This is a genomic window from Stenotrophomonas sp. A3_2, from assembly GCF_036624925.1.
GTDB lineage: Bacteria > Pseudomonadota > Gammaproteobacteria > Xanthomonadales > Xanthomonadaceae > Stenotrophomonas > Stenotrophomonas hibiscicola.
The window spans coordinates 78,067-96,209 of record NZ_JAZKVY010000126.1 but is presented as its reverse complement, the minus strand read 5'-3'; the positions used below and the strand labels follow the sequence as shown (position 1 = coordinate 96,209).

17 protein-coding genes are annotated in these 18,143 nt (G+C 67.4%); 7 read left to right on the top strand and 10 right to left on the bottom strand.

From position 1 onward, the window contains the following. Nucleotides 1-381 precede the first annotated feature (381 nt). Nucleotides 382-1,608, bottom strand: coding sequence for an RNA polymerase-binding protein DksA (gene dksA, locus R5H29_RS03020; RefSeq protein WP_332328710.1), 1,227 nt, complete (start codon nt 1,606-1,608; stop codon nt 382-384). Nucleotides 1,609-1,879: 271 nt separating this feature from the next. Here dksA and yidD point away from each other — a divergent pair, with 271 nt between their 5' ends. From yidD to R5H29_RS03005, 3 genes are read left to right on the top strand one after another with little or no spacing between them, the layout of a single operon-like run. Further along, nucleotides 1,880-2,134, top strand: coding sequence for a membrane protein insertion efficiency factor YidD (gene yidD, locus R5H29_RS03015; protein WP_010486626.1), 255 nt, complete (start codon nt 1,880-1,882; stop codon nt 2,132-2,134). 1 nt (nt 2,135) lies between these two features. Beyond that, nucleotides 2,136-3,482 carry a dihydroorotase gene (locus R5H29_RS03010; protein WP_332328709.1) on the top strand — a complete coding sequence of 449 codons (1,347 nt, stop codon included), beginning with the start codon at nt 2,136-2,138 and terminating at the stop codon, nt 3,480-3,482. After that, a complete protein-coding gene (locus tag R5H29_RS03005; protein WP_227844597.1) occupies nt 3,482-4,330 on the top strand; it encodes a M23 family metallopeptidase in 849 nt (282 codons plus the stop codon). Before R5H29_RS03010 ends, R5H29_RS03005 begins: the two co-directional genes overlap by 1 nt. Before the next feature lie 158 nt (nt 4,331-4,488). On the opposite strand, the gene R5H29_RS03000 is transcribed toward R5H29_RS03005, so the two are convergent. The 5 genes from R5H29_RS03000 to efp form a co-directional block, all read right to left on the bottom strand. Beyond that, on the bottom strand, nt 4,489-5,193 hold the full coding sequence (locus R5H29_RS03000) for a squalene/phytoene synthase family protein (protein WP_227844598.1): 705 nt from the start codon (nt 5,191-5,193) through the stop codon (nt 4,489-4,491). A gap of 11 nt (nt 5,194-5,204) precedes the next feature. Further along, complete coding sequence (locus R5H29_RS02995) at nt 5,205-5,900, bottom strand: phosphoglycolate phosphatase (RefSeq protein ID WP_058979670.1); 696 nt, start codon at nt 5,898-5,900, stop codon at nt 5,205-5,207. Then, nucleotides 5,897-6,613 carry a bifunctional 2-polyprenyl-6-hydroxyphenol methylase/3-demethylubiquinol 3-O-methyltransferase UbiG gene (ubiG, locus tag R5H29_RS02990; RefSeq protein WP_111097868.1) on the bottom strand — a complete coding sequence of 239 codons (717 nt, stop codon included), beginning with the start codon at nt 6,611-6,613 and terminating at the stop codon, nt 5,897-5,899. The genes R5H29_RS02995 and ubiG overlap by 4 nt, the downstream gene beginning before the upstream one ends. A gap of 24 nt (nt 6,614-6,637) precedes the next feature. Beyond that, entirely contained in the window at nt 6,638-7,981 is a 1,344-nt protein-coding gene (locus tag R5H29_RS02985; protein ID WP_111102820.1) for a TRZ/ATZ family hydrolase, read from the bottom strand. Between the two features lie 163 nt (nt 7,982-8,144). Continuing rightward, nucleotides 8,145-8,711, bottom strand: coding sequence for an elongation factor P (gene efp, locus R5H29_RS02980; RefSeq protein ID WP_005410381.1), 567 nt, complete (start codon nt 8,709-8,711; stop codon nt 8,145-8,147). A gap of 96 nt (nt 8,712-8,807) precedes the next feature. Between efp and epmB the strand changes: the two genes are divergently transcribed. Beyond that, nucleotides 8,808-9,848 carry an EF-P beta-lysylation protein EpmB gene (epmB, locus tag R5H29_RS02975; RefSeq protein WP_111097878.1) on the top strand — a complete coding sequence of 347 codons (1,041 nt, stop codon included), beginning with the start codon at nt 8,808-8,810 and terminating at the stop codon, nt 9,846-9,848. Between the two features lie 79 nt (nt 9,849-9,927). On the opposite strand, the gene R5H29_RS02970 is transcribed toward epmB, so the two are convergent. The 3 genes from R5H29_RS02970 to R5H29_RS02960 are packed head-to-tail and all read right to left on the bottom strand — an operon-like array spanning nt 9,928 to nt 13,801. After that, nucleotides 9,928-12,054: a bifunctional diguanylate cyclase/phosphodiesterase gene (locus R5H29_RS02970; protein ID WP_021204177.1), complete on the bottom strand. Its 2,127-nt coding sequence runs from the start codon at nt 12,052-12,054 to the stop codon at nt 9,928-9,930. Beyond that, a complete protein-coding gene (locus tag R5H29_RS02965) occupies nt 12,051-12,983 on the bottom strand; it encodes a phosphate/phosphite/phosphonate ABC transporter substrate-binding protein (protein WP_134735480.1) in 933 nt (310 codons plus the stop codon). Before R5H29_RS02965 ends, R5H29_RS02970 begins: the two co-directional genes overlap by 4 nt. A gap of 47 nt (nt 12,984-13,030) precedes the next feature. Continuing rightward, nucleotides 13,031-13,801: an RNA methyltransferase gene (locus R5H29_RS02960; RefSeq protein ID WP_019660517.1), complete on the bottom strand. Its 771-nt coding sequence runs from the start codon at nt 13,799-13,801 to the stop codon at nt 13,031-13,033. Nucleotides 13,802-13,921: 120 nt separating this feature from the next. Between R5H29_RS02960 and R5H29_RS02955 the strand changes: the two genes are divergently transcribed. Continuing rightward, nucleotides 13,922-14,749, top strand: coding sequence for an inositol monophosphatase family protein (locus R5H29_RS02955; protein ID WP_005417749.1), 828 nt, complete (start codon nt 13,922-13,924; stop codon nt 14,747-14,749). 666 nt (nt 14,750-15,415) lie between these two features. Here R5H29_RS02955 and htpX read toward each other — a convergent pair. Beyond that, complete coding sequence (htpX, locus tag R5H29_RS02950; RefSeq protein WP_171952856.1) at nt 15,416-16,282, bottom strand: protease HtpX; 867 nt, start codon at nt 16,280-16,282, stop codon at nt 15,416-15,418. A 93-nt stretch (nt 16,283-16,375) separates the two neighbouring features. Between htpX and gluQRS the strand changes: the two genes are divergently transcribed. Both gluQRS and phbB read left to right on the top strand, forming a co-directional pair. Beyond that, complete coding sequence (gene gluQRS, locus R5H29_RS02945) at nt 16,376-17,296, top strand: tRNA glutamyl-Q(34) synthetase GluQRS (protein ID WP_171952857.1); 921 nt, start codon at nt 16,376-16,378, stop codon at nt 17,294-17,296. Nucleotides 17,297-17,313: 17 nt separating this feature from the next. Next, nucleotides 17,314-18,054, top strand: a complete 741-nt coding sequence (gene phbB, locus R5H29_RS02940) for an acetoacetyl-CoA reductase (RefSeq protein WP_019660520.1) — start codon at nt 17,314-17,316, stop codon at nt 18,052-18,054. The last annotated feature ends 89 nt before the right edge of the window (nt 18,055-18,143 follow it).

Genomic DNA, 18,143 nt, shown 5'->3' with positions numbered 1-18,143 from the left:
TGATTCCCCTGCGGTGCTCGGCTCGCTACAAGGCGGACTCAACAGCCGCGAGCACGCATGACCACTCCTGTCGGCCTGAGCCGAGCGTGGGCTCGGCTCTACATTGGCCGCGCACGCAGGAAACCGTCGAGAGCCTGCGGGGGGGTCCCGGCCGGCCCCGGCCGGGCCCGGGGGGCGCCGCCGCGCGTGCCCGGGATGCCGTTCCCCGGGGGCTGGTTGCCGCGGGCGGGGGTTCCGGGTTTTTTGTGTGAGCTTGTCGGCCGGGTACCCCCCCGCAGGCTCCCTCTGATACGCGGAAGGCGCCGTTCTACCCAGCCAACCACCCCAACAAAAAACCCGGCCGAGGCCGGGTTTTTCGCATGACCACACAACGAGCAGGAATCAGTCGCCCTGCTGCTTCTGCAGGTGCTCCCAACGCTCCTGGGCGTCGATGGTGCGTTCAGCCGTGAGGCGCGCTTCGAGGCGCTCCAGGCCGATTTCTTCACCGGTGTCGACGCAATAACCGTAGTCGCCCGCTTCCAGGCGCTTCAGGGTGCTGTCGATCTTGCCGATCAGCTTGCGGTAGCGGTCGCGGGTACGCAGTTCCAGCGAGTTCTCGGTCTCGCGGGTCGCGCGCTCGGCTTCATCGCCGATGTCACGCACTTCCTCACGAAGATTCTCGATGGTCTGCTTGGACTCTTCCACCAGGTCCGCGCGCCAGTTCTGCAGGCGCTGGCGGAAATACTCCTGCTGCAGCGGGCTCATGTATTCCTCTTCCGAGGACGGCTTGTAGCCAGCCGGCAGGATCGGGCGGCCGGTGGCCTCGTCGGTCTTGTACTCGACCACCTTGTACTTGCTGCGCGGGGCCGGTGCAGCCGAGCGGGCGGCGACGGCCACGGCAACCTTGCCGACAGGGCGCGACACGGTCTTCGGGGCGGAATCGGATTTCACGGCGGTTTTGGCAGGCGATTTCGAAACGGGCACGGGATTCTTGGATTGCGGGGCCTTCGAAGCGGCAGGAGCGGCGGCCGGGGCCGGCTTGGAAGCCGGCTGGGCTGCTGCCACTGCCACGGTCTTGGCCGGGACAGGCTTGGCCGGAGCCGGCTTGGCAGCAGGCTTCGGTGCGGACTTCACTACTGGGGCCGGGGCCGGTTTCACGGCCGGCGCGGCAACATTCTTGGCACCCTTCTTTACAGCGGCAGGCGTGGCGACCGGCTTGGCCGCAGCGACCTTCTTTGCTACGGGCTTGGCGACCGGCTTGGCTGCAGCCTTCTTCACCACCGCCTTCGGCGCCGGCTTGGCGGCGGCCTTCTTGGCCACCGGCTTGGCGGCAGCTTTCTTCACCGGCGCAGCCTTGCTGACGGTCTTCTTCGCCGGCGCCTTCTTGCTGGCAGCGGCTGGCTTGGCCTTGGCGGGCGCAGCGGCCTTCTTCGCCACCGGCTTGGTTGCCTTGACCGGCGTTTTCTTTGCGGTGGCCTTCCTGGCCGCCGGTTGCGAGGACGCTGCCTTGGTCGCCGGCTTGCTGGCCGGCTTCTTGGCAACGGGCTTTGCCGCCAACTTCTTCACAACAGGCTTGGCGGTTTTCTTGGCGGCCGTTGCGGCCTTCTTTGCAGTTTTTTTAGCAGCCACGAAACGCTCTTCCTTGGATTCCCCGGGGCCCGGGAAAGCGGGCCTTTATAGCCTACCCGACCCGCAGCAGCAACCTCGGCACCCTGCCCCATTCAGTCCTGGAGCCAAGGCGCCCAATGGGCAGTCCGACGAACACGGACCGCCTTGCGCGGTACGGAACCTGGCCAGCACCCCACGGTGCTGGTACCGGTCGCAGGCCATCGGCGACATGCGACCAACGGCCCATCCTGCACAAATGCGGCCTTCATGCCAACTGGCATAAGATGACTGGGTGATCTCGCGCCTGCTCATCGCCCTGCTGCGCTTCTACAAGCGCTTCATCAGCCCCCTGCTGGGGCCACGCTGCCGTTTCGTGCCGAGCTGTTCTGAATACGCGATGGAAGCCATCTCGCGGCACGGCCCGCTGCGCGGCAGCTGGCTGGCTGCGCGCCGGCTGGGCCGCTGCCACCCGTTCCACCCCGGCGGCTTCGACCCGGTGCCCGAATCCAACCACGCCCCCTCTTGCCGTTGCACAGGAAAACACTGACATGTCCTCCACCCTCATCACCAACGCCCGGATGGTCAACGAAGGCCGCACCTTCGACGGCGACCTGCGCATCGAGAACGGCCGCATCACGCAGATCGGCAACGGGCTGGCGCCGCGCGACGGCGAGCAGGTGGTGGACGCGGCCGGGCGCTGGCTGCTGCCCGGCATGATCGATGACCAGGTGCACTTCCGCGAACCGGGCCTGACCCACAAGGGCGACATCGCCAGCGAATCGGCGGCGGCCGTGGCCGGTGGCCTGACCAGCTTCATGGACATGCCCAACACCAACCCGCCTACGCTGGATTCAACCATCCTGGAAGCCAAGTACGAGCTCGCGCGCGGCCGCGCCTGGGCCAACTACGGCTTCTACCATGGCGCCAGCAATGACAACCTCGAAGCGATCCGTGCGCTGGACCCGAAGAAGGCCCCGGGCGTGAAGGTGTTCATGGGCGCCTCTACCGGCAACATGCTGGTGGACAACCCGGAAACGCTGGATGCGATCTTCCGCGAATGCCCCACCCCGATCATCACGCACTGCGAAGACACGCCGATGATCGATGCCAACCTGAAGGCCTTCCAGGAAAAGTACGGCGACGCGCTGACCCCGGACATGCATCCGGATATCCGTTCGCGCGAGGCCTGCATCAAGTCGACCCGCCTGGCGATGTCGCTGGCACGCAAGCACGGCACCCGCCTGCATGTGCTGCACATCTCCACCGCCGACGAACTGGCGCTGTTCGAGAAGGGCCCGCTGATCCGCGCCGATGGCAGCCGCAAGCAGATCACCGCTGAAACCTGCGTGCACTTCCTGCACTTCGCGCGCCCGGATTACGCGACCAAGGGCAACCTGATCAAGTGCAACCCGGCGATCAAGGAAGTGTCCGACCGCGAGGCGATCACCGCTGCGCTGGCCGACGACGTGCTGGACGTGCTGGCCACCGACCATGCGCCGCACACCTGGGAAGAGAAGCAGAAGCCCTACGCGCAGGCGCCGTCGGGCCTGCCGCTGGTGCAGTACGCACTGGTGGCCGCGCTGGAGCGCGTGCACGAAGGCAAGCTGACCCGCGAGCAGGTGGTGCAGAAGTTCGCACACGCACCGGCACAACTGTTCGACGTGGAAGAGCGCGGCTTCCTGCGCGAAGGCTACTTCGCCGACCTGGTGCTGGTCGAAGACGTGCCGTTCACGGTCAAGCGCGAGGACGTGCTGTCCAAGTGCGGCTGGTCGCCATTCGAAGGCACCACCTTCCGTTCGCGCGTGGCCTCGACCTGGGTCAACGGCCAGCTGGTGTGGGACGGCAGCAAACTGGTGGGTGAACCGGCCGGCCAGCGCATGACCTACGACCGCTGATGCGCAAGGTATTTCTGTTCGGGGCGCTGCTGCTGGCCGCGCCCCTGTTCACCGCACCGTCGGCGCAGGCACAGGACGGCATCGGCAGCCTGATCGACAGCCGCGTGGTGTTGCCGGCCAGTGCGTCGCAGGGCGCGCTGGTGATCGGCAAGGTGCCCGCTGGCAGCCGCGTGCAGTACGCCGGCCGCCAGCTGCGGGTGAGCGGCTATGGCAGCGTCGTGTTCGGCATCGGCCGCGACGAGAAGGGTCCGCTGCACGTGCAGGTGCAACGCCCCGATGGTGGCACCGAGACCGCAACCATCGCGGTGACGCCGCGCGACTGGCCCACCGAGCGGGTCAATGGGGTGCCACCGAAGACGGTGAATCCGCCGGCGGCGATCGCCGAGCGGATCAAGCGCGAACAGGCGCAGGTAACCGCTGCACGTTCGCGCGACGACGACCGTACCGACTTCACCCAGACCTTCATCTGGCCGGTCCAGGGCCGCATCAGCGGCCGCTTCGGCAATGCGAGGGTGTACAACGGCCAGCCCGGTGCCGGTCATTCCGGCATGGACATCGCGGTGCCGACCGGCACGCCGGTAAAGGCACCGGCCGCCGGCATCGTCACCTTCGCCGGCCCCGACCTGTACCTGACCGGTGGCACGCTGCTGCTCGACCACGGTTTCGGGGTCAGCTCCAACTTCCTGCACCTGTCGCGCATCGACGTAAAAGTCGGCGACCGTGTGGAGCAGGGCCAGGTGATCGCTGCCGTCGGCGCCACCGGCCGTGCCACCGGCCCGCACCTGCACTGGGGCATGAACTGGTTCGAGACCCGTATCGACCCGCTGCTGGTGCTGGAGCGCAAATAACGCCCATCGCCCGGTGCAGCGGTGAGCCACTGTTGTAGAGCCGAGCCCACGCTCGGCTGCTGTCGCGCAGAGATGAGCCGAGCATGGGCTCGGCTCTGCAGACAGCATTCAATCAACCGCGCGAGGTAGCGCCGGGCCATGCCCGGCGGAGCGCGGGATCAACCGCGCGCCGCCCACCACACGCGCAGCAACGTGCGCACCGGGGTGGCTTCGATTGGCTTGCCTGCGGCCTGCGCGGCCACACGGGCACGTGCCAGGCTGGACCACACGCGGCGCGGGCGCGGTCCGGGCACGCGGGTGCCCCACCCCTTCAACAGATGCTGCGCCCAGCGCTGCGCAGCGGTGCTGGCATCACCGTCCAGCAGGCTGCGCGGCACACCGGCCACGCCGGCATCCTGCAGGCGCTGGGCCAGGGTCTGCAGCTGCACCGCACGACCGGCGCCGGTGCGCGGCTTGTCCGCGAACAAGGTTGCCTCCACTGCGGCTACGGCCTCGGCGTAGTTGGCCAGCGCGCGCTCGGCGCCGGCTGCATCGGGCGCGACGGTGCGTGCTTCAACCAGATCCGGCAGCGCTTCGGCCAACTGCGCCCACGGCGCACGCACCGGCTCCAGCAGCCGGCCCAGCGGATGGCGCGAACGATGCCCGGCCCAACTGCGCAGCTCCTCGCCCCACCACGCCAGCTTGGCGTCGGCGGGCAGCGGATCGCCGCTGGTGTTGAGCATGTCGTCGAACTCCTGCAGCAGCGCAAACCACGCCACTGCGAGCTCGCGTTGCGGTTCGGCCACGAACGGGGCGGCCACCGACCATTCCGGCCAACGGCTGCGCCACTTGTCGAGGAAACTGTCCAGCGCGGTACTGCTCACTACGGGATTCCTTACGGCTGGGCCGGGGCTGCCGGCCGGGTCGGCCAGAGACTGGCCAGTTGCAGAAGTTCAGCGTTCTCGACCAGCACGTCGGCCTGCCAGGCCAGCGGATCGTCGCTGTGCAGGCGGTAGCCCCACAGCGCCGCCACCGACGGCATGGCCGCGGCCCGCGCGGCGATGATGTCGCGCTCGTCGTCACCCACGTACACGCAGTCTTCGGCAGCAACGCCAATGGCCTGCGCAGCGTGCAGCAGTGGAAGCGGGTGCGGCTTGCGCTCGGCCAGGCTGTCACCGCCGACCAGCACCGCGCAGCGCTGCTGCCAACCATGCTGCGGCAGGATCAGGCGCGCCAGGTACTCCGGCTTGTTGGTGACGATGCCCCATACCGTACCGGCCTCATCCAGCGCGGCGAGCATGCCGGCCACGCCGTCGAACAGCACTGCGTGCTGGCCGATCAGCGCTTCGTAGCGCTGCAGGAATTCCGGGATCAGCGCGTCACGTGCGGCGACGTCCAGTTCCGGGAAGGCAGCCGAGACCATCGCCCGCGAGCCCTTCGACACCACCGGGCGCAGTGCGGCCGGATCGATGGGTGCACGACCACGTTCGGCCAGCATCGCGTTGCAGGTAGCGACGAAGTCCGGCGCGCTGTCCAGCAAGGTGCCATCCAGATCGAACAGCACCGCGCGCGGGAAGCGTGCAGCGGTCATGCCGGCTTGACCGCGTAGGCCAGATAGTTGATGTCGGTGCGGCTGCTCAGGCGGGCATGGTTGCGCCACGGCTCGTAGGCCATGCCACTGACATCCACCAGCTGCACATCAGCCTCGCGCAGCCAGCGCGCCAGCTCGGCCGGCTTGATGAATTCCTGGTAGTGGTGGGTGCCCCTGGGCAGCAGGCGCGCCACGTACTCGGCGCCGACAATCGCCACCGCGAACGCGGCGGCGGTGCGGTTGATGGTCGACAGGAACAGGTGGCCGCCCGGCTTCAGCAGGCGCTTGCAGGCGTCGATGATCGCGCCCGGGTCTGGCACGTGCTCGAGCATTTCCATGCAGGTGACCACATCGAAACTGCCCGGTTGCTCGGCGGCCAGATCCTCGGCGGCCTGCACGCGGTAGTCGACCTTGGCGCCGCTTTCCAGCGCATGCAGGCGCGCGACCTTCACCAGTTCCGGGGCCAGGTCGATGGCGGTGACGTCGGCGCCGGCCTGCGCCAGTGCTTCGCTCAGCAGCCCGCCACCGCAGCCGATGTCGAGCACGCGCGCGCCACGCAACGGCACGCGGTCGGCGACGTACTTCAGGCGCACCGGGTTCAGCGCATGCAGCGGCTTCTGCGGGCCGTCAGCATCCCACCAGCGGTTGGCCAGCGCGGCGAACTTGTCCAGCTCGGCCTGATCGAAATTGGAGGAAGCGTGGGGGGCAGTCATGAGGGGTCCTTGCGGCGCCAGGGATCAGGCGCGGATATGACGGATACGCTCGCGCCACTGGCGCGCGTTGGCGATGATGCCCGGCAGGTCCATGCCGACCAGCTCGCGCTGCACCAGCTTCGGCTTGCCGGCGATCCAGACGTCGCTGACCTGCTGGCGGCCGGTGGCATACACCAGCTGCGACAGCACGTTGTGCAGCGGCTGGGTTTCCAGCGCCGACAGGTCGACACAGACCAGGTCGGCCTGCTTGCCGACTTCGATCGAACCGATGCGGTCAGCGAAGCCCAGCGCGCGTGCGCCACCCAGCGTGGACGCGCGCAGCGTGGTTGCCGCATCCAGTGCAGTGGCGTCGTCGGCCACGGCCTTGGCCAGGATCGCCGCGGTGCGGTTCTCGCTGAACATGTCCAGGTCGTTGTTGCTGGCGCAGCCGTCGGTGCCGATCGCCAGGTTCACACCGGCGCGCTGCAGGGCGCAGGCCGGGCAGAAGCCGGAGGCCAGCTTCAGGTTCGATTCGGGGCAATGCACGACGCTGACGCCGCGTTCGGCGCACAGGTGGATTTCCGCATCGGTCAGCTGGGTCATGTGCACCGCGATCAGGCGGTCGTTGACCAGGCCAAGGCGATCCAGCCGCGCCAGCGGGCGCTGGCCGTGCAGCTTGATCGAATCGTTGATCTCCTGCGCGGTCTCGTGGGTGTGCAGGTGCACCTGCATGTCGAGCTGGTCGGACAGCATACGCACCCGCTCGAAGTTGGCATCGTTGACCGTGTAAGGCGCATGCGGCGCGAACGCGGTGGCGATCAGCGGATCGGTGCGCCACTGGTCGTGCAGTTCACCGGCCTTGGCGAAGTACTCGTCGTCGGTCTTGGCCCAGGCGGTGGGGAAATCGATGATGACCGCGCCCACCAGCGCGCGGAAACCGTGTTTCTTGTAGACCGCGGCCTGCACGTCGCCGAAGAAGTAGTTCTCGTTGGCGCAGGTGGTGCCGCCGCGCAGCATCTCGGCGATGGCCAGGGTGGTGCCGTCGGCAACGAATTCGGGGCCGATCACCGCCGCTTCCACCGGCCAGATGTGCTGCTGCAGCCAGGTCATCAGCGGCAGGTCGTCGGCGACGCCGCGCAGCAGGGTCATCGGGTTGTGCGTGTGGGCGTTGACCAGGCCCGGCATCAGCGCGGCCTCGGGGCGACTGACTACCTGGGCGGCACGGAAGCGCGCGCGCGCCTCGGCACGCGGCAGGATGGCCACGATCTCGCTGCCACGCACGGCGACGGCATGGTCTTCCAGCACCACCGCATGCGGCTCGATCGGAACGACGTAACCGGCTTCGATGAGCAGGTCGCAGGCTTCGGGGAGGTGCGGGCTATCGCTCATGCGGGCTCACTGGCTATTGGAGAAGGGCCTGGCGGGAGGCGGTAGCGCCGGGCCATGCCCGGCGGCTGTCCGCTGCGGCGCCATGGGCGCCAGCAACGGGTTCCGGGTTATGCCCGGAAAGCCGAGCATGGCTCGGCTCTACAGGTAATCCGGCTGCGCCGGATTACTTGACGCGTGCGGAGTACTCGCCCGAACGGGTGTCGACGCGGATCACTTCGTCCTGGTTGACAAACAGCGGCACGCGGACCACGGCGCCGGTTTCCAGGGTGGCCGGCTTGCCGCCGCCGCCCGAGGTGTCGCCACGGACGCCCGGATCGGTCTCGGTGATCTTCAGCTCGACGAAGTTCGGCGGCTGCACGAAGATCGGCTCACCGTTCCACAGGGTGACCACGCAGGACTCTTCGCCCTTCAGCCACTTCTCGGCGCCGCCCATGCCGGCCTTGGTGGCCTGGACCTGCTCGAAGGATTCCGGATCCATGAAGTGCCAGTACTCGCCATCGCTGTACATGAAGTTCATGTCGGTATCGACGACGTCGGCTGCATCCAGCGAGTCAGTCGACTTCATGGTGACTTCCTGGGTACGGCCGTCCTTGATCAGGCGGTACTTCACGCGGGTGAAGGCCTGGCCCTTGCCCGGCTTGACGTATTCGGTGTCGATGATGACGGCCGGTTGGTTGTTGACCAGGATCTTCATCCCGTTCTTGACGTCGTTCATGCCGTAGCTGGCCATGCGTAAACTCCTGAGTGGCAGAAACGCCGCGGGTGCGGCGAGCCGTTAGAATGGAAAGCCCACCGGATGCCGGTGGGCGACTGTTTTTCTGCCCCCATGATAACCGCAGGCCCCCTCTCCATGCAGCTTTCCGCCTTCCCCCGGCCCCAGTCGCCAGGCGCGCCCGCGCGCTGGCAGCAGCTCTGGCGCCAGGCACTGCGCGACCCACAGGCCCTGCTGGCCCGGCTGCAGCTGGACCCGGCCGCGCTGGGCGTCTCGGAAGCGGCAATGGCCCAGTTCGCGCTGCGCGTACCGGAGGGGTTCGTGGCCCGCATGCGCAAGGGTGATCCGGCCGATCCGCTGCTGCGCCAGGTGCTGCCGATCGACGAGGAAATGCGTCCCGCGCCCGGGTTCAGCTTCGATGCGGTGGGCGATGGCGCGGCCAAGAAGGCCACCGGCGTCATCCAGAAGTACCGTGGCCGCGCCCTGCTGGTCGCCACCGGCAGCTGCGCGATCAACTGCCGCTACTGCTTCCGCCGCCACTTCGACTATGGCGCGGAGAACGCCGCCAAGGGTGGCTGGCAGGAGGCCGTAGCCGCCATCGCCGCCGACCCGGACATCGACGAGGTGATCCTGTCCGGCGGTGACCCACTGTCGCTGGCCACGCACAAGCTGGTCGAACTGACCGATGCCCTGCGCGCCATCCCGCATATCCACCGCCTGCGCATCCACACCCGGCTGCCGATCGTGCTGCCCGAGCGCGTGGACGATGAGCTGGTCTCCTGGCTGGGCAGTCTGCCCTGGCCGCTGGCGATCGTGGTCCACGCCAACCATGCCAATGAATTCGACGCCAGCGTGGACGCGGCGATGGCCCGCCTGCGCGCTACCGGCGCCCAACTGCTGAACCAGGCGGTGTTGCTGCGCGGGGTCAATGACAGCGTGCAGGCCCTGCAGGACCTGAGCGAGCGCAGCTTCGACGCCGGCGTGCTTCCCTACTACCTGCATCAGTTGGACCGGGTCGAGGGCGTGGCCCACTTCGAAGTGGATGACGCCCAGGCCAAGGCGCTGATTGCCGGCCTGACCGCGCGCCTGTCCGGTTATCTGATCCCGAAACTGGTGCGCGAACTGCCCGGCGACCCGAGCAAGCGTCCGCTGTAGCCCCAAAAAAGGGGACGGAGGGGATTAAGTCGCAAATGCATAAGCGACTTAATCCCCTCCGTCCCTTTTTTTGTGTCGGTCAGAGGCCCGATTCGATCATCCGCACCACTTCGGTGGCGGTCACCGGATGACTCAGCCAGTAGCCCTGGCCAAGATCGCAGCCGCGCTGCACCAGCAGGTCGAACTGCGCCTGCTGCTCGATGCCCTCGGCCACCACGGTGATGCCCAGTGCGTGGGCCATGGCGATGATCGCCGTGGTCAGCGCCAGATCGTCGGGATCGCGCTGCATGTCGGCCACGAAGCTCTTGTCGATCTTCACCCCGTCCACCGGTACCTGGCGAAGATGGCTGAGACCGGAGAAGCCGGTGCCGAAATCGTCCAGCCAGACCTTCACGCCGGTGCGGTGCAGCTTGTCCAGCAGCTGTGCGGCCACCATCTCGTCGCCGATCACGGCGGTTTCGGTCAGCTCCAGATGCAGCCGCGAGGCCGGTAGCCCGGACTCATGCAGGCACTGCGCCACCAGTGCCGGCAGTTCGCCGCCGCGCAACTGCCGTGGCGACACGTTGACCGACACGAACAGGTCGTCCCCGGCCGTCCCGCGCGGCCATTGCGCGGCCTCCATGCAGGCCGCACGCAGCACCTTCGGGCCGATGACTTCGATAAGGCCACTCTGCTCGGCCACCTCGATGAACACCGAAGGCGGGATCGTGCCCAGGGTCGGGTGCTGCCAGCGCAGCAGCACTTCAACGCCGACCATGCGGCGGTCGCGCATGCGGAAGATCGGCTGGTAGGCCAGGCGCAGTTCGCCGCGCTCCCAGGCGCCGCGCAGCTCCTGTTCCATATGCACGCGACGCTCGACTGCATGGTCCATCGCCCGGCTGTAATAGCGATAGCAGTTCTTGCCCGCCATCTTTGCCTGGTACATGGCAATGTCGCCGTTCTTCAGCAGGGTGGTGGCATCGGCCGCATCGTCAGGGAACAGGGTCACGCCGATCGAGGTACCCAGGAACAGTTCCCGGCCCTGCACCACCAGCGGCTTGCCCAGCTCCCGCACCAGCACTTCAGCCAGCAGCCGCGCATTTGCGGCCACATCACCATCGCCCACCAGTATCACGAACTCATCTCCGCCGAAGCGCGCCAACAGGGCTTCATCGCCCCCGGCTTCGGTGACCGCGCGATCGATACGCTGTGCAAACTGCAGCAGTGCTTCATCGCCAGCTTCGTGGCCAAGGGTGTCATTGACTCGCTTGAAGTCGTCGATATCGGCGAACAACAGGCCCAGCCGGTGATTGGCGGCACGGGCAGCCATCAACCGATGATCAAGCGCCTCGCGGAATGCCAGCCGGTTGGTCAGCCCGGTCAACGCGTCGGTATAGGCCATGCGCCGCACTTCGCGGTCATGGCGGGCGATCGCATCACGCATGCGGGCAAAACCGCGCACCAGTTCACCCACCTCGTCGTCGCGGGTGTTCTCGGCCAGCGGCGTCTGGTAGTCGCCCGCCTCGATGCGACGGGCAGCGACGGCGAGATCACGGATCGGCGCAACCAGAGTACGCTGCACGTACAGGATCACGACCACGCCGATCACCACCAGTAGGCCCAGCATCAACAGCAGCCAGCCCAGGTGACGGCTGCCGACCTGCTGCAGGCGTTCGCCCAAGGTGGCGTTGGCTGCCTGCTCGCGCTGCTGCACCTCATCCAGCGCCATGCCGACGCGGACGCCGCCAATGCGCTGGTTGCCGACCATGATCGGCATGGTGTTGTCGAGCACCTTCGGCGACTCCTGCACGACCAGCGCCTGCGCAGCCGCGGCCCTGGGTGCAAGAGGATCAGCCATCGGCTGGCCGAAACCGGATACTTCGACCGAGCCGTCGTGAACCAGCCGGCCGCGTTCGTCGAACACCAGCACGTAGCGCACCACGGGCTGGCGCGCAGTACTGCGCACCAGTACGCCAACCTGGTCCAGGTCACGGTAGTACAACGGGTTGGCCAGGGCGTCGGACAGTTCACGCGCCATCGCCTCGCCGCGGCTGCGCACGCTGCGGTCGAACAATTCATGGATGACGCCACCACTGAGGTTGCGCACCTCGCCCTGCATCGCCGCTTGCCGCCCCAACAACACTGCCAGGATCGCGATCACCACGACCATTGCCCCGCCCATCGCGAGCAGGAACCGGGCCTGCATCCCCGAGCCAAGCCACTTCATTCCACTTCCATCCGCACGCGCGTCAATCCTTGTTTCAATTCATCCAGCCGCTGCTGCGCATGCGCATCGACACGGTGGAACCCGGAAGTGCCAAAAAACCGATGCAGCGCTCCCCGTGCCCGCGGGTCGCCGGCCGCCTGCAGCAGCACTTCCTGCAGGCGATCGCGCACGCGTGGATCAAGGTCGGCGCGGACCATCTCCACCGCACGCGGGTAGGGTTCGGTGCGCAACAGCTCGCGGAAGTCGCGCCGGAACGCTGCTGGTATCCGCCGTTCGTCATTCCAGTCCACGCTGCTCACCGCTCCCACGTCAACCACCCCCTTGTGCACGAACGTCGCGATGTTCAGCTCGCTGCGTGCAAATACGTAGCCCACGCTATCTGGACCCGGCATATCCCATGCACCGGCCAGGATCTGCGGCGACAGGCCTTCCTGCAGCAACGTCATCACCGGCACCAGGTAGGCACTGGTGGACGACGTGTTCTGCAGGGCCAGGCGATGGCCCCGCAGATCCTGCATGCGCTGGATCGGGCTGTCGCGGCGCACGAAGAAAACCGTCTGGTACTCCCGCACACCGTTGCGCTCGGTCAGCAGCAGCGGACGGGCGCCACTGCGCTGGCCCAGCGCCACCGCCGTACCCGAGGTTTCCGTGACCCAGTCGACACGACCGCGCCGCAGATAGCTGGCCATCTGCTGTGGATCGCGTGCCATCAGGATCCTCCCCTCCTTGATGCCAACGTCGTGCATGCGCGCCACCACGTAATCCAGCAAGGGCTGAAGCTGCTCGTAGTGGGCCTTGGGATCATCGCTGATCCGGCCCAGCACCAGCACGTGGTCCGGTGCTGCACGCACCGTCCCGGCCAGCAGGACCATGGCCAGGCTCAGCAGTCCCCCCTGCATTGCCTTTCGCAGACCCGACACAGGCTTCATCCCCCCCTGGGTATCCAGACAGACTACCCGAAAAAATGAGAACGTCGTCAGCTGTCCTTGTTGCCTGCTTGTGCCAGTCGCGCCATGCGCTGGGTGTCGGCGAGGATGCCGCGCAACAGGCGCACTTCCTGCTCGCTTGGCTCGCTACGCAGGAACAGGCGGCGCAGCTTGCGCATCGCCGATTCCGGCGCGCGGCCCTTGTGGAAATCGATCTCGTCCAGCGTGTCGCCGAGCTGGGCGAAGAAGCTCTCCATCTGCTCATGGCTGGCGGCCTGTTCGCGGAAGCCGGGCTCGGGATTGGGGGCCGGCTGCGCGCCCAGCAGCTGCATGCGCGTTTCATAGGCCAGCACCTGTACGGCGGCCGCCAGGTTGAGCGAGCTGAACTCAGGATCGGACGGGATGTGCACCGCCGCATGGCAGAGCTGCAGTTCCTCGTTGGTCAGGCCGGTGCGCTCACGACCGAACACCAGCGCCACCTCGGCGCCCTCGCCCGCCTTGGCCACCGCGCGGGCGGCGGCATCGGCCGGCAGGTACTCCTCCAGCTGCACGCGGCGGGCACGCGCGGTGCAGCCCAGCACCAGGCGGCAATCGGCCACGGCCTCGGCCAGGGTGGCGACCACCGGGGCGTCCCCCAGCACATCTTCGGCCCCGGCCGAGCGGCGGAAGGCCTCCTCGTCCAGAGGCTTTTCGGGAGCGACCAGCACCAGGCGGGCCAGGCCCATGGTCTTCAGGGCACGGGCGGCGGCCCCCATGTTGCCGGGATGCTGGGTACCGACCAGGACGAATCGGAGGCGGGTGGCGGCGGGAAACTGGGACATGAACAGGGAAAAGGTCGAGCTGGACGATGACCAATGGTAAACTGTGCGGCCGGCCACTGCGCCGGACCCGCTCTTTTCCCCCGCCAGTCCATCTCTTCTGCCTTTCCGGGAGCCCACGCCATGCAGAAACCCGCCGTCACCGTCATGGTCAAGGCCGCCCGCCTCGCCGGCAACGTCCTGTTGCGCAACATCAACAAGCTCGAGGCACTGAACGTGGTGCAGAAGGGCCGGATGGACTACGCCAGCGAAGTGGATGCGGACGCGGAAAAGGTCATCGTCAAGGAACTCAAGCGCGCTTACCCGGACTACGGCATCTTCGGTGAAGAAGGTGGCGTGCAGGGCGAGCGTCGCCAGATGTGGGTCATCGACCCGCTGGACGGCACCAGCAACTACCTGCGTGGCGTGCCGCACTACTGCGTGTCGATCGCGCTGGTCGAGAACGGCGAGCCGACCGACGCGGTCATCTTCGACCCGCTGCGCAATGAACTGTTCACCGCCAGCCGTGGTGCCGGCGCCGTGCTGAACGACCGCCGCATCCGCGTGGCCGACCGCAAGGATCTGGAAGGCACGATGATCCACACCGGTTTCGCCCCGCGCGAGCGCAGCCGCGCCAGCGCCCAGCTGAAGGCGGTCGACGCCCTGCTGGTGCACGGCGAGGACATCCGCCGCACCGGTTCGGCCGCATTGGACCTGGCCTACGTGGCCTGCGGCCGCGCCGACGCCTACTTCGAAGCCGGTGTGAAGGCGTGGGACATCGCCGCCGGCCTGCTGCTGGTCCGCGAGGCGGGCGGCAAGGTCTGTGACTTCAAGGGCGCGACCCTGGGCCGCATGGACAACCGTGGCCCGGAGACCCACCAGATCGTGGCCGGCAACCTGAAGGTGGCCGAGTCGCTGCAGAAGGTGCTGGTGAACACCGGCTACGCCGCCGAGTTCGACGCGAAGTTCTGAGGTTTCGCGTAAAGCGGTTCATGGGGACGGCATCTGCGAAGGTGCCGTTTTCGTTTGTGCGCACGGAGAGTCGTTTCCGCGACCGCGGAGGGGTGTCACTTTCTTTGCGCGCAAAGAAAGTAACCAAAGAAACGCTCCGCCAGCCGCGAGCCGTCGCTACGCGACGGTTCCCTGCGCTTCTCGGAGAATCAGGGGACGGCGCCGAACTCGCTGCGCTCAGACACCGGCGCCTCTTCGCCCCTGATTCCCCTGCGATGCTCGGCTCGCTCAAGGCGGACTGGAAGATCAAGATCAAGATCGACAGCATCCACACGTGGCGCGGATCTACTGGGTGCAGCTGTGGCATTTGACGTTGGGTCCGCCTTGAGCGAGCCGAGCACCGCAGGTCCGGCGAGGGCGAAGAGGTGCGGGTGTCTGAGCGCAGCGAGTTCCCGCACCGTCCCTCGACGGGCCGAGGAGCGCAGGGTACCGGCGTGCGCAGCACGTCGGCTCGCGCCCCGGCGGCGTGTTTCTTTGGTTACTTTCTTTGCGCGCAAAGAAAGTGACACCCCTCCGCGGTCGCGGAAATGATCCTAGGCATCGCCTGGCGCCACCAATGCGTGCGCGCGCAAAACAAAAACGCCCGGCGCGGGGCCAGGCGTTCCTGCACTAACAAGGAGCAGAGAGTTACGCCACCGTCGACGCCCGCAGCGCGGCGATGCGCTCTTCCAGCGGCGGGTGGCTCATGAACAGCTTCTTGGCCGTCGAACCGGAAATGCCGAAGGCGGCAATCTGGGTCGGCAGCGTGCTCTGGCCATGGTTGAGCTGCAGGCGCTCCAGCGCGGCGATCATCTTCTGGCGACCGGCCAGCGAGGCACCGCCGGCATCGGCGCGGAACTCGCGGTGGCGCGAGAACCACATGGCGATCATCGTCGCGAACAGGCCGAACACCATCTCCAGCACGAACACGATGATGTAGTAGGCGAAGCCGCGGCCGCCGCCTTCGCGGTTGCCCGACAGCGCGCTGTCGATGATGCCGCCGACCACGCGGGCCAGCACGATCACGAAGGTGTTCAACACGCCCTGCAGCAGTGCCATGGTGATCATGTCACCGTTGGCGACGTGGGCGATCTCGTGGCCCAGCACCGCTTCGGCCTCGTCTTCACTCATGTTGTGCAGCAGGCCGGTGGACACCGCCACCAGCGCGTTGTTGCGGTTGGCACCGGTGGCGAAGGCATTGATCTCCGGGCCGTCATAGACCGCCACCTCGGGCATGCCGATACCGGCCGCCTTGGCCTGGCGCTCGACGGTGGCCAGCAGCCAGCGTTCGGTCGGGTTGCGCGGCTCGGTGATCACCACCGCACCGGTGGAGCGCTTGGCCATCCACTTTGACAGCAGCAGCGAGATGAAGGAGCCACCAAAACCGAAGATGCCGGCCATGATCAGCAGACCGCTCATCTTGCTCGGGTCGGTTCCCGCCAGCGACATCACGATGCTGGCGAGGATCAGGACCGCGAAGTTGGTCGCCAGGAACAGGGCAATGCGGGTAAACATGGGAAAATCCGGCTCGGAAGGGGTCGATACCGGTCAATTTGCGGCGTGGTCAGCTTGAATTCAAGCGCCAACCTGACCGACGATTCAGCCAGCATGACCTCCCCCATTCCCTGCGGCCGCTTCGCGCCCTCGCCGACCGGCCTGCTCCATCCCGGATCCCTGCTCGCCGCCTTCGGCAGTTGGCTGCTGGCCCGCCACCATGGCGGCCTGTGGCGGCTGCGCATCGAAGACGTTGACCCGCCGCGTACCGTGCCCGGCGCCGCGCAGTCACAGCTGCAGGCACTGGCTGCGTTCGGACTGGTCCACGACGGCCCGGTCCTGTGGCAGAGCGCGCGAGGCGAGGCCTACCAGGCCGCGCTGGATGTGTTGCTGGCCAGCGACCAGGCCTTCATCTGCCACTGTAGCCGCAGCGAGTTGGCCGCCAACGGCGGCATCCATCACCGCTGCGTTGCGCGGCAACCGCGACCGGACCCTGCCGTCCGCTTCCGCGTGCCGCCGGGCAGCATCGTGCACTTCGACGATGGCCTGCGCGGCCCGCAGCAGCAGGACGTGCATGCCGAAGTCGGCGACTTCGTGCTGCGCCGTGCCGACGGCTGCTGGGCCTACCAGTTGGCCGTGGTGGTCGATGACGCCGAGCAGGGCGTGACCGAAGTGGTGCGCGGCGCCGACCTGCTCGACTCCACCGCGCGGCAGATCCTGCTGCAGCAGGCGTTGGGGCTGGCGGTGCCGCGGTATTGGCACCTGCCGCTGCTGCTCGATGCCCCAGGCCACAAGCTGTCCAAGTCGCTGGCGGCGCTGCCGGTGGACAGTTCGCGCCCGCTGCCAGTGCTGCGCCGGCTCTGGGAGTTGCTTGGCCAATCACCTCAAGCGCTGGAACCTGCCTGCGATCTGGATACGCTGCTGGCGGCCGCCCGGCAGGCCTTCGACCCGGCACGGCTGCCACGTGGCGACATCCTGTTGCCGGCCGGCGCACTTTCCGCGCCGATGTTGCAGAATCCCCCTTCCCCCACCTGATTCCCGGACAGCATTCCATGACATCTCGCGTCGCACTGGTCACCGGCGGAACCGGCGGCATCGGTACCGCCATCTGCCAACGCCTGGCCGACCAGGGCCACCGGGTCGCCACCAACTACCGCGACGAGGCCAAGGCCCGCGTCTGGCAGCAGGCGATGACCGAGCGCGGCTACCACGTGGCGATCTTCCCGGGCGATGTCTCCGATCCAGACAGCGCCGAAGCGCTGGTGCGCGCCGTCGAGGCCGAGCTGGGCCCGGTCGAGATCCTGGTCAACAACGCCGGCATCACCCGTGACACCACCTTCCACCGCATGCGCGCGGACCAGTGGCACGATGTGATCAACACCAATCTCAACTCGGTGTTCAACGTCACCCGGCCGGTCATCGAAGGCATGCGCCGCCGCGGCTGGGGCCGGGTCATCCAGATCAGCTCGATCAACGGCCTGAAGGGCCAGTACGGCCAGGCCAACTATGCTGCGGCCAAGGCCGGCATGCACGGCTTCACCATCTCGCTGGCCCGCGAGAACGCCGGCTTCGGCATCACGGTCAACACCATTTCGCCCGGCTACGTCGCCACCGACATGGTGATGGCGGTTCCGGAGGACGTGCGCGCCAAGATCATCGCCGACATTCCCACCGGGCGCCTCGGCAAGCCGGAAGAAATCGCCTATGGCGTGTCTTTCCTGGTGGCCGAGGAAGCCTCGTGGATCACCGGCAGCAACCTGGACATCAACGGCGGCCACCACATGGGCTGGTGAGCCGCGCAGGGGGCGCCGCGGCATGCACCGGCGGCCCCTGCCGATGGTCATGCTGCGCAGCACGCAAACCCTTGTTGCGCAACATGATC